We start from the raw sequence: 9,597 nt of genomic DNA, 5'->3' as shown, positions 1-9,597 counted from the left end.
GCCCACGCGGGTCCACGGCACGTGCGGGCGTCCGTCGTGCACGAAGTCCGCGTGGATCTCGTCGCAGCCCGTGATCCGTCGGCAGGGGCCGACCGCGGTGTGAGACTTGTGCCATGGACATGGGGCGTGAGTCGCGGTGGGAGAAGGACGCGATGACGGTGGAGATCGTCTTCGCACTGGTGACGGCCACCGTGCTGGGGGCAGCCGTCTTCGCCCTGTCCTTCGCCCTCACCCTCGCCCTCGGTGTCACCGGCCCGGCGCGTGGACACACGTTGACCGGAGGTGCGCTGCTCGGGGCGGCGGCCGGGGTGTCACGCGTGGTCCGGGTGCTGCGCCGGTTCGACGCGCGACGCCGTCAGGGCCACTGAGCCGTTCCGGTCTACGCTCCGGCCTGCAGGCGCAGGCCGGCCAGGGTCAGGTCCAGCGCTGAGCGGAACTGGTCCACGTCGTCGTGGCCGTCGAACTCGTCGACGATCTCGTGGACGAAGGGGTAGTCCTCCGGATCGAGCCCTCGCCAGGCCGTGGCGAACCTGCCGAGATACTCCTCGCGGCCCACGGCCCCCTCAAGGACCTCCTGCGGCGGCTCCTGCCCCATGTCGACGGCGGAACCGACCACGACGCCGACGACCGCGGAGACGGCGTGGAACCGCTGACGCGAGTCGAGCTTCAGACGAAGCGTCTGCCGGCCCAGCTTCTCGTACAGGCGCAGGGAATTGCTCTGCACATCGGTGTTGCGCATGAAGTACGCGCCGAGCCAGGGCCTCTCCACCACCGCGCCGAACAGCGTCACGGCCATCGCGCGCAGGTCGTCGATGGGGTCGTCGCCACTCGGAAGCTTCTCGATCTCGGCGAGCACCGCGCCCATCACATGGTCGGTGGCGCGGTCGAGCAGTTCGTCCTTGCTCGCGACATACCAGTAGATGCTGGCGACGCCGCCGCCCAGGCGCTGCGCGAGCGCGCGGAACGTCAGCGCGGGCGCGCCGGCCTCGTCCAGCAGGGCCACCGCCTCGGTCAGCACGGACTCCATCGAGTGCGAAGCCCGGCGGCGTCCTCCGTCGGACCGGCGCCGCTGCTGTGCCATGGCTGCTTCCTCTCGCTCTTTGCATCTCATCGAACGCTGTTCTATCGTATCGCATCGTACGGCGTTCGATAGCCGAACGGTGTTCGATCGAAAGGACCGCGCCATGACTACCGCCCCACCCGGAAACGGGTCCCGCTCCTATCCCTCGCTGCGCGCGGCGTGGATACCCATGGCCGCCCTGTGTCTGGCCTTCTTCGTCGAGATGGTCGACAACACCTTGTTGTCGATCGCCCTGCCCACGATCGGCCGCGACCTGGGCAGCGGCACCACCGCGTTGCAGTGGGTCACGGGTGCGTACTCGCTGACGTTCGGCGGTCTTCTGCTGACCGCCGGATCGATGGCGGACCGGCTCGGCCGCCGCCGGGTACTGCTCATCGGGCTCACCGCGTTCGGGGCGCTCAGCCTGTGCGTCGCCCTCGTCTCCACCGCGGGTGAGCTGATCACCCTGCGCGCCGCGCTCGGCGTGGCCGCCGCCGCGATGGCTCCGATCACGAACTCCCTGGTCTTCCGCCTGTTCGACGACAAGGCCCTGCGGATGCGCGCGATGACCGTCATGATCATCGTGGGCATGTCCGGCTTCGTCCTCGGCCCGCTGCTCGGCGGTACGGCGCTGGCGCATGTGCGGTGGGAGTGGCTGCTGCTCGTCAACGCCCCGATCGCGCTGATCGCGTGCATCGGCGTCCGGCTCGGCGTACCGGCCGACCGTCCCGAGGACCTGACCAAGGACGCGCTCGACGCGCCGGGCGCGCTGCTGAGCGTCGCCGCCATCGGGCTCGCCTGCTACTCGCTGACCAGCGGCGTCGAGCACGGCTGGCTCTCCGGGATCACCCTGGCGTCGATCGTGGGCGCGGTCGCGGCCGCGTACGCCTTCGTCCGGCACGAGCGGCGCAGCGCCGCGCCCATGCTGGATCTCCGGGTCTTCTCGAACGGCACGGTGCGGGGGGCCACCCTCGCGCAGATCGGGACGTCGATCGCGATGGCCAGTGTGATGTTCGGGCTGATCCTGCACTTCCAGTACGCGTACGGGTGGAGCCCGGTCCGGGCCGGCCTGGCCAACCTGCCCATCATCGTGACGATGCTCATGGCCACCCCGCTGTCCGAGTGGCTCGCGCGCCGCTTCGGCCACCGCATCGCCTGCCTGGTGGGCGCGGCCTGTCTGGCGGGGTCGCTCGCCGGTCTCGCCTGGGGCGTCGAGCACGGGTACGCCGTCATCGCGGTGTGCATGGTGCTCATGACCGTGGGGCTGCGCACCGTGATGACGATCTGCGCCGTGGCCCTCGTGGACGCGATGCCCGGCAACCGCACCTCGATCGCCGCCGCCCTGAACGACACCGCCCAGGAGGTCGGCTCCAGCGTCGGCACCGCGGTCGTCGGCACGCTGATCGCCGCCCTGGTCACCACGTCGCTCCCCGCCGGGGTGTGGAGCGGCGAGCTCGTCGCGTCCTTCTTCCACGGCGAACGGATCACCTATGCGCTGCTCGCCGTCGTCGTCGGCCTGATCGCGGCCGGTGGTGCGCTGAGCCTCACCGACTCCCACAGCGTCGAGGAACACCCCGTCGAGGAACCCGTCTGATGCCCGCTCCGGCAGCTGAGCCCCGTCGGTCCCGGGCTCAGCTGCCGGGCGGCAGCAGGTTTCTGGTGAGGCTGAAGGCGGAAGTCGCGGTCGCGAGGAGGGCGTTGATGCGGCCGAGCACCCGGTTGGCGCGGTCGGTGTCCTGTGCGCCGGCCGCATCCGACAGGTCTTCGGCGTATTCCCGCGCTCTGACCGCCTCCTCGGTCGCGGCGCCCTCCGAGTCCGCTCTGAGTGCGGTCGCCAGCTGGTGGTAGGAGATGCCGGACAGGTCGGCGCTGCTGTCGTGTCCGCTGCTCTGGGCCACGCCATGGGGGCTGTTGACGTTGACGGCAGCGAAGCCGCCCTCCGAGGCCGTTATATGCATCGACTCATCACTGCTCCCTGTCCACATGAAGTGCTTCCGGTACTCGCGCCAGCCCTTGCGGGTGAGCGCGTACGAGCCGAACCTCCAGCCCTCGACGCGCAGGAGTTTGTGTTTGACGGGTTCCGCGAGGACGAGCAGGGCGTCGGCCCGGTTCCAGTTCCGCTCGGCGAAGTAGGGCCCCAGGCGGACCCGGACGCCCAGGCTCGGGGATCTTCGGCAGATCTCCTGAAAGGCCTGCCTCTGGTAGACGTCCAGCCTGTCCGTGCTGATGGACAGGGGCGGGAGCTTCCACCGGTGAGCGAGGGTGCGGAGCTTCAGAAACAGCCCGTACACGGCCGCGACGCACAGCAACAGGAGGAGCGTCTCCACACGGGCTCCTGCTCTACTCGAACCATCAAGGCCCTTTAATTTACGCAGAGTTGACGCCTTCGGGAAGGCCGGTACCGGCCACCGGAGTACGCCCCCGGAGCAGCCTGCTACTGAGGTCCGACGGCCGGGTTGGCTCCCCGGTATGACGCCGTCTGCGCTGCCGCACCCCTACGGTCCGGTCATCGCACCGAACCCGAGAAGGGGCTCCCCATGACCCTCGCACCCGACGCCCTCCCCGCACACCACCTTCTGCTGCCGCGACGGGCGGCCCTGCTGCTGGTCCACGCGCTGCTGGCCCTGCCCGCCACCGTCCTCGCCCTGGTACTGGCCGTAACAGGCAACGCGTCCACCGCCGGACGGCTCCAGCGACGCCTCGCGACCCTCGGCGGGCCGACCGCGTCCCAGGCGGACGCACCCATTCCGCCCGCACCGGACCGCTTCCGCGGGGTCGTCGGCCGGGCCCTCCGCGGCCTCCCGGCGAACATCCTCGCCTTCGCCCTGGCCGCCCCCTCGGTGCTCCTTCTTCTCACCCGAGGCCTGCTTTACCCGCTGGCGACGGCGGGCGAGGACACCTCCCACGCCTGGGGCGGCCCCACCCCGGCGGGCGCCTGGGCAGCCCACTTCGCGATCGCCCTGGCCATGGTCGCGGTGGTGGCGGCCCTCCTCGCCGCCACCCGTCGCCCACACCGTTGGTGACCGCGGGGATCAGCCCCGGCCAGCCCCGCACCGGGCACACGTCATGGGTCCACAGGACCGGGCGGGCATCGGACATGGCGTGCTCGTACGAACGGGGACTGACATCGGGGCCGTGGTCGTGCCAGGGTGTGCGGCATGGACTGGCAGGCCGAGAGCCCGGAACTCTGGACCTTTCTGGGGTCACTGCACCACGGCGAGGTCCTCACCGGCACCGTCGTCGCGATCGAGACGTTCGGGGTCTTCGTCGCACTCGACGAGGGCCCCGGGCATCCCGTATTCCCCGGCGTCGGGTTCCTCACGATCCCCGAGTTGTCGTGGCGGCGCCTCGACGTTCCGGAGGATGTCGTGCGGGTCGGGCAACGCGTCACATGCGCATTCATCGGCTTCGACACCCACAACGCGGAGGCCAGGCTGTCCTTGCGCGCCCTGCAACCCGATCCGCTCGCGGCATTCGCCTACCGCACCGAAGCCGGCCACATACTGCGCGGGACGGTGGATGCGGTGTGTCCCCTCGGCGTATTCGTCGATGTCGGGGACGGGATCGTCGGACTGGTGCCGTTCAGGGAGAATCGCGGTCTGGTGCCGTTCAGGGAGAACCGCGGTCTCGCGGAGGTTCCCGGCCTCCCGTCGGCCGACCGGTCGGACGATTTCGAGGTCGGTGCGGACATCACCATCGTCGTTCTGGACGTCGACCTGTCGCGGAGACGGCTGCTGTTCGCCCGGGCGGACGACAGCAGAGAGGCGAGTGTCGTGCCGCCCGCCCGGAAAGCCGGCCGTCGAGCGTCGGCGTTCGGCCGGCGACGATGAGTTCGCGGGGCGGCGGCGGTCACCACTGGGACACATGCCGATCGTGAAAGGACAGTCCGATGACCAGTCTCATGGTGGACTTCATCATCTCGCTCGACGGATACGCGTCCGCAGAGGGCTGGCCGGGGTTCTGGGGTATGGAGGGGCCCGAGTATCTCGCCTGGATCGACAGTGAGGGCGAGAAGCGGCACGTCAGTCTGATGGGTGCCACGACCTACCGGCTGATGTCCGGGTTCGCCGCCCAGGCCCCCGACGACCCCGGCTTCGCCGAGCTGAACGCCATGCCGAAGGCGGTGTTCTCCTCCACTCTGGAACCGCCTCTCGTCTGGAAGAACACCGAGCTCGTCAGGGGCGACGCCGTCGAGGCCGTGCGGGAGATGAAGAAGAGCGAGACGCGTCCGCTGCGGACGCTCGGCAGTCTCAGCCTGTGCAGGGCGCTGCTCGCGGCCGGTCTCGTGGACCGCTTCCGCGTCGTCGTCTTCCCGGTCATCACCGGTGCCACCGGGCGGGAAAGGATCTTCGACGCGTACCCCGATGTCCGGCTCGATCTGGTCGGGAGCCGCACCTTCGACGGCCGGCTCCAGCTGCTGGAGTACGCCCCCACCGTCCTCGACGCGCCGCCCGGCGCAACCGGCGGGCAGGACGCCGGTGGTGCGGGTCAGGTGTCCTGAGGCCGTACCGGGGCAGTGGTGTCCGCGTCGACGCTGAACGTCTGACCGGCGGCCGGCACACCGACTCCGTGCCAGGTGAACGGGATGCCGTGCGCCGTCTCCAGGTCGGGCCCGTCCATCAGCTGGAAGTGCACATGGGGCTGGGTCGAGTTGCCCGAGTTGCCGCAGCGGGCGAGCAGGCGGCCCGGCTCCACCTCGTCACCCGGGCGGACGCGCAGGGAGCCGCGCTGGACGTGCGCGTACATGGCATACGTTCCGTCGCCCAGGTCGAGGACGATGTGGTTGCCCACGACGCGACGGCTGCCGCCTATCGTCCTGCCCGCCCCCTCGACCAGCCAGAAGTACAGGACCCCGGCGAGCGAGCTGCGGCTCAGGTGATCGCGCTGACTGTCCTCCGCGTGCACGACGGTCGCACCGGCGACCGCGTACAAGGGGGCGCCGAAGGCGGGATAGTCCCGGCTGTGCCGGGCGACGGGCCAGAACCAGACGGGGGCGGGGCGGGCGGGTCCGTCCGCCGGCTCGGCCACGATGTCGATGGCGTAGGTCTGCGCCAGGCTGTGCGTGCCGTGGCTCGGGACCTTGTCGGCGGGGCTGTTGACCGCGGACCAGCGACCGGTCACCGGAGGCGCCACCGCGACGGGTGCCGGGGGCCGCGTCTCGATCCGGTGGCGGGCGGAGCGGGCTGCGATCAGGCCGATCCCCAACGCGCCGACCGCCGGGAGCCAGCTCAACCAGTAGTTGTACGGCAGCTCCGCGAAGAATCCGACGACGATCTGGGCGAAGAAGATCACCCACAGCGCGTACTGGACCTTCGCGGCGATCTTCCATCGGTCCGCGGACATGCTCTCCCCCTTGCACGTAATGGGTGTACGTGATCGGTGTATGTATGCGGTCAGGTCACGGGGCGTGCGGCGGTGAGCACCACGAGAAGTGGCACGACTCGCCCCGCCGGTATCTCGTAGCGGCCGCGCTCCGGGGAGTGCAGCCAGCCCGCGCCCGTCAGCTGACGCAGATGGTGGTAGACCTGGCCGGTCGTCCCGACGCCGTCGAGTCCGGCCAGTTCGGCCGCGGTGCGCAGGCCGGCCAGGACCTCACGCAGCAGCGTCAGCCGTACGGGATGGCCGAGCGCGGCGAACGACGCGGCGGCTTCCGACCAGTCGTCGTCCAGCACCGTCTCGGTCAGCAGCCCGTACTGCCATTCGTAGCGGTGTCCGGTCGGCACGCGCACCGCACCGGTGAACAGCACGGCGCCGTCCGTCTCCTCCGTCACCGGGTGCCGGGCCTTCAGCGCGTCGAGCGCCCAGAAGTCGGACTCCGCCACGGGGGGCGCGGCAGGGGCCCCCTCCACCAGCTCGGCCAGGCGTCGTTCGAGCGCGGTGACCCGCTCCTCCAGATCCATGTTCCGAGATTACGTAATTACGGAGTTACATGCAAGGGTGATTCCGAGCCGGGGCACCACGATCGACGGCTGGATCGCGGCCCCGGGCCGACCCCCATCCGCTCACCGGCTCACTCCGGCTCCACCGCGTCGAGATCGTCGGCGTAGTGCTCGATCGCCCGCCGGTACCGCCGCACACCAGGGTCCTCGCAGGCCGCGGCGAGCGTCTTCAGGAGCAACCCCACCGCCTCGCGGCCCTCGCCGCGGTTGTAGAGCGCCATGGCCAGGAACGCCCGGAGCGCGGGATCCTCCGGGTACGCGTCGAGGCCGCGCCGCAGTGTCCGCGCGGCCTCCTCGTAACGCCCCAGAACCCGGTACGTGCTCCCCAGCCCGAGAAACGCCCCGTACCGGTCCTCGCGGGCCAGGCCCTCCCCCGCCAGCGCCCGCTCATAGAAGGGCACCGCCTCCGCCTCCAGGCCGAGGACGTCGTGCGCCCAGGCGGTCTGGTAGGCGATCACGGCATCGTCCGGAAACCGCCCGGCCAGCTCCAGCAACTGTTCCCGTGCCAGGCCCGCCTCACCCTGCTCCCGCAGCCGCACGGCACGCGCCAGGGCCATCCCTCTCCCACGGTCATCGCTCATGCGGCCCTACGGTGGCACACCCGGATCACGCGAAAAGCACCAGCCGTCCGGCGAACTCGACGCAGAGGTCCAGCACCCGCCAGAGGAGGATGCCGATCACCGGTCGCACCGCCGCGGGCAGCAGGCGGAGGAAGGTCGCCGCCACGACGTACTGCCGGCGCTCACCGCGCCCCCGCACCCCCTCCCCGTGCGCCCCCGCGCCACGCTGTGCGAGTTGCCGCCTGCGTACCGTTACCCGCACCATGGGATTATCGTCCGGGTCGGCTCGTACGGCCTCACCGCCAGGGACGGGATGGGTGCGGCTTATGGCCAGGTACTTCGAGAACGGCGCCGGTGAACTAGTGTCCGACGCGTTGTCCGGCTTCGCCCGTGCGCACGCGGATCTGGTGCGGTACGACGCGGCGGACGGTTTCGTCACCGCCCGGCACACCGCGCCCGCGCGGCGGGTCGGGCTGTTGTCGGGGGGCGGGTCCGGGCACGAGCCGCTGCACGCGGGGTTCGTCGGCGCGGGCATGCTCGATGCGGCCTGCCCGGGGAGGGTGTTCGCCTCGCCGCACAACCGGCAGATCTTCCGGGCCTCGCGCGCCGTGGCGGGCCCCGGGGGCGTGCTGCACATCGTGAAGAACTACACGGGCGACCGGATCAACTTCGGCATCGCGGCCGAGCGCCTCGCCGACGCGGGGATCGCCTGTGCGCGGGTCCTCGTGGACGACGACCTCGCCACCGACTCGGAGGACATCGCCGCCGGACGGCGCGGCACGGGTGCCACGGTGCTGCTGGAGAAGGTCCTGGGCGCCGCCGCCGACACGGGGATGGGGCTCGACGAGCTGGTGGAGCTGGGTACGGGCCTCGCGGGCCGGTGCCGTACGCTCGCCGTCGCCTCGGCCGCGCACCACGCGCCGGCCACCGGCGAGCCCGCGTTCGAACTGCCGCCCGGCGAGCTGGAGTACGGTGTGGGGATCCACGGGGAGCGCGCCGCCCGCACCCGGGAACAGGGCTCCCTGCGCCCGTTGGTGGAGGAGATGACGGAGGCGCTGCTCGACGCGTTGCGGCCCGGGCCCGACGAGTCCGTCGTCGCTCTCGTCAACGGGCTGGGCTCGGTCACCTCGCTCGAACTGTACGCGGTGTTCGGCGAGTTGGGCCGGGTGCTCGACGCCGGAGGGGTGCGGCTCGCGCGCCATCTGGTGGGCGACTACGTGACGGCCCTGGACATGCGGGGGTTCTCCCTCACGCTCATGGTCGCCGACCGGGCCGCCGTGGACTTCTACGACGCCCCCGTGCACACCCCGGCACTGCGGTGGTGACCGGTCAGCTCCCTGCGGGACGAACGTACGAGGAGGGCCCATGACGAGCGACGCTCTGGACGGCACGCGCACCCGTGAGTGGGCGGGGCGCTTCGCGGAGTCGGTCCACGCGACGGAGGCCGAGCTGACGGAGCTGGACCAGCAGGCGGGCGACGGCGACTTCGGCGCCAATCTCACCGCCGGGGTCCGGGCCGCCGGTCCGCTGCTCGACCGGGTGGCGGCGTCGGCGGGCCCCGGTGAGCACCTCGGCGCCCTGGCCACCGCCTTCCTGGACGAGGTCGGCGGGACCAGCGGTCCGCTGTTCGGCCTGTTGTTCCAGGCGTTGAGCCGGGCCGCCGGGTCCGGACCGGAGCTGACCACGGGCGCGCTCGCCGAGGGCGCCGCCGAGGGCCTGGCCGCCATCCGACGCGTCGGGGACGCGTCGCCCGGTGACAAGACGCTGGTCGACGCGCTGTCCCCGGCCGCCGACGCGCTGCGGGCGGCCGGGGACGGGCCGGCCGCCGACGCCCTGGCCGCCGCTGCGGACGAGGCGTGGCGGGGGGTACGGGAGACCGCGTCCCACGCGGCCCGCATGGGACGGGCCAGCTACCTGGGCGAGCGAGCCACCGGCGTACCGGACCCGGGGGCCGTGGGCATGGCGCTGTTCTTCGCGTCCGCGGCGGGCACGGTGCGGACGCTGGCTCCCCACCTCGCCGGTGGCTGAGGCCTGACCG

Annotated in this window: 13 protein-coding genes; 7 read left to right on the top strand and 6 right to left on the bottom strand. The window is 71.5% G+C overall.

All coding sequences use genetic code 11. The features are described 5' to 3' along the window. Window positions 1–113 precede the first annotated feature (113 nt). Entirely contained in the window at window positions 114–368 is a 255-nt protein-coding gene (locus tag ABZ565_RS23990) for a DUF6332 family protein (RefSeq protein WP_361030396.1), read from the top strand. A gap of 11 nt (window positions 369–379) precedes the next feature. On the opposite strand, the gene ABZ565_RS23985 is transcribed toward ABZ565_RS23990, so the two are convergent. After that, a complete protein-coding gene (locus tag ABZ565_RS23985; RefSeq protein ID WP_361030422.1) occupies window positions 380–1,027 on the bottom strand; it encodes a helix-turn-helix domain-containing protein in 648 nt (215 codons plus the stop codon). A 157-nt stretch (window positions 1,028–1,184) separates the two neighbouring features. On the opposite strand from ABZ565_RS23985, the gene ABZ565_RS23980 reads away from it, so the two are divergent. Continuing rightward, window positions 1,185–2,654 (top strand): MFS transporter, encoded by a 1,470-nt coding sequence (locus ABZ565_RS23980; RefSeq protein WP_361030393.1) that lies wholly within the window; start codon window positions 1,185–1,187, stop codon window positions 2,652–2,654. 37 nt (window positions 2,655–2,691) lie between these two features. On the opposite strand, the gene ABZ565_RS23975 is transcribed toward ABZ565_RS23980, so the two are convergent. After that, window positions 2,692–3,387, bottom strand: coding sequence for a hypothetical protein (locus ABZ565_RS23975; RefSeq protein ID WP_361030390.1), 696 nt, complete (start codon window positions 3,385–3,387; stop codon window positions 2,692–2,694). Between the two features lie 210 nt (window positions 3,388–3,597). Between ABZ565_RS23975 and ABZ565_RS23970 the strand changes: the two genes are divergently transcribed. From ABZ565_RS23970 to ABZ565_RS23960, 3 genes are all read left to right on the top strand, one after another. Further along, entirely contained in the window at window positions 3,598–4,083 is a 486-nt protein-coding gene (locus ABZ565_RS23970; RefSeq protein ID WP_361030387.1) for a hypothetical protein, read from the top strand. Between the two features lie 135 nt (window positions 4,084–4,218). Further along, entirely contained in the window at window positions 4,219–4,890 is a 672-nt protein-coding gene (locus ABZ565_RS23965) for a S1 RNA-binding domain-containing protein (protein ID WP_361030384.1), read from the top strand. A gap of 59 nt (window positions 4,891–4,949) precedes the next feature. Next, window positions 4,950–5,561 carry a dihydrofolate reductase family protein gene (locus tag ABZ565_RS23960; RefSeq protein WP_361030381.1) on the top strand — a complete coding sequence of 204 codons (612 nt, stop codon included), beginning with the start codon at window positions 4,950–4,952 and terminating at the stop codon, window positions 5,559–5,561. Here the strand turns inward: ABZ565_RS23960 and ABZ565_RS23955 are convergent. The 4 genes from ABZ565_RS23955 to ABZ565_RS23940 all read right to left on the bottom strand — a co-directional run bounded on the left by ABZ565_RS23955 (window position 5,549) and on the right by ABZ565_RS23940 (window position 7,824). Further along, a complete protein-coding gene (locus tag ABZ565_RS23955) occupies window positions 5,549–6,403 on the bottom strand; it encodes a M23 family metallopeptidase (RefSeq protein WP_361030378.1) in 855 nt (284 codons plus the stop codon). The two genes, ABZ565_RS23960 and ABZ565_RS23955, sit on opposite strands and share 13 nt — an antisense overlap. A gap of 50 nt (window positions 6,404–6,453) precedes the next feature. Then, the gene (locus ABZ565_RS23950; protein ID WP_361030375.1) at window positions 6,454–6,960 is read right to left on the bottom strand and encodes a helix-turn-helix domain-containing protein; all 507 of its coding nucleotides are present in this window, start codon (window positions 6,958–6,960) and stop codon (window positions 6,454–6,456) included. Window positions 6,961–7,070: 110 nt separating this feature from the next. Continuing rightward, entirely contained in the window at window positions 7,071–7,556 is a 486-nt protein-coding gene (locus ABZ565_RS23945) for a tetratricopeptide repeat protein (protein WP_361030419.1), read from the bottom strand. A gap of 49 nt (window positions 7,557–7,605) precedes the next feature. Further along, on the bottom strand, window positions 7,606–7,824 hold the full coding sequence (locus ABZ565_RS23940; RefSeq protein WP_361030372.1) for a hypothetical protein: 219 nt from the start codon (window positions 7,822–7,824) through the stop codon (window positions 7,606–7,608). 61 nt (window positions 7,825–7,885) lie between these two features. Between ABZ565_RS23940 and ABZ565_RS23935 the strand changes: the two genes are divergently transcribed. Further along, complete coding sequence (locus ABZ565_RS23935; RefSeq protein WP_361030369.1) at window positions 7,886–8,884, top strand: dihydroxyacetone kinase subunit DhaK; 999 nt, start codon at window positions 7,886–7,888, stop codon at window positions 8,882–8,884. 40 nt (window positions 8,885–8,924) lie between these two features. Further along, window positions 8,925–9,587 (top strand): dihydroxyacetone kinase subunit DhaL, encoded by a 663-nt coding sequence (gene dhaL / locus ABZ565_RS23930; RefSeq protein ID WP_361030366.1) that lies wholly within the window; start codon window positions 8,925–8,927, stop codon window positions 9,585–9,587. Window positions 9,588–9,597: the final 10 nt, after the last annotated feature.

The sequence above is a fragment of the Streptomyces sp. NPDC016469 genome, from assembly GCF_040632905.1.
Classification (GTDB): domain Bacteria; phylum Actinomycetota; class Actinomycetes; order Streptomycetales; family Streptomycetaceae; genus Streptomyces.
The sequence above is the reverse complement of the archived record's forward strand: the minus strand, read 5'-3'. Positions and strand labels throughout refer to the sequence as shown.

Coding starts and splice junctions, on each gene's coding strand:
- ABZ565_RS23990 (WP_361030396.1), top strand. CDS start 114: ATGGACATGGGGCGTGAGTCGCGGTGGGAGAAGGACGCGATGACGGTG.
- ABZ565_RS23985 (WP_361030422.1), bottom strand. CDS start 1,027: ATGGAGTCCGTGCTGACCGAGGCGGTGGCCCTGCTGGACGAGGCCGGC.
- ABZ565_RS23980 (WP_361030393.1), top strand. CDS start 1,185: ATGACTACCGCCCCACCCGGAAACGGGTCCCGCTCCTATCCCTCGCTG.
- ABZ565_RS23970 (WP_361030387.1), top strand. CDS start 3,598: ATGACCCTCGCACCCGACGCCCTCCCCGCACACCACCTTCTGCTGCCG.
- ABZ565_RS23965 (WP_361030384.1), top strand. CDS start 4,219: ATGGACTGGCAGGCCGAGAGCCCGGAACTCTGGACCTTTCTGGGGTCA.
- ABZ565_RS23960 (WP_361030381.1), top strand. CDS start 4,950: ATGACCAGTCTCATGGTGGACTTCATCATCTCGCTCGACGGATACGCG.
- ABZ565_RS23955 (WP_361030378.1), bottom strand. CDS start 6,403: ATGTCCGCGGACCGATGGAAGATCGCCGCGAAGGTCCAGTACGCGCTG.
- ABZ565_RS23950 (WP_361030375.1), bottom strand. CDS start 6,960: ATGGATCTGGAGGAGCGGGTCACCGCGCTCGAACGACGCCTGGCCGAG.
- ABZ565_RS23945 (WP_361030419.1), bottom strand. CDS start 7,556: ATGGCCCTGGCGCGTGCCGTGCGGCTGCGGGAGCAGGGTGAGGCGGGC.
- ABZ565_RS23940 (WP_361030372.1), bottom strand. CDS start 7,824: ATGGTGCGGGTAACGGTACGCAGGCGGCAACTCGCACAGCGTGGCGCG.
- ABZ565_RS23935 (WP_361030369.1), top strand. CDS start 7,886: ATGGCCAGGTACTTCGAGAACGGCGCCGGTGAACTAGTGTCCGACGCG.
- dhaL (WP_361030366.1), top strand. CDS start 8,925: ATGACGAGCGACGCTCTGGACGGCACGCGCACCCGTGAGTGGGCGGGG.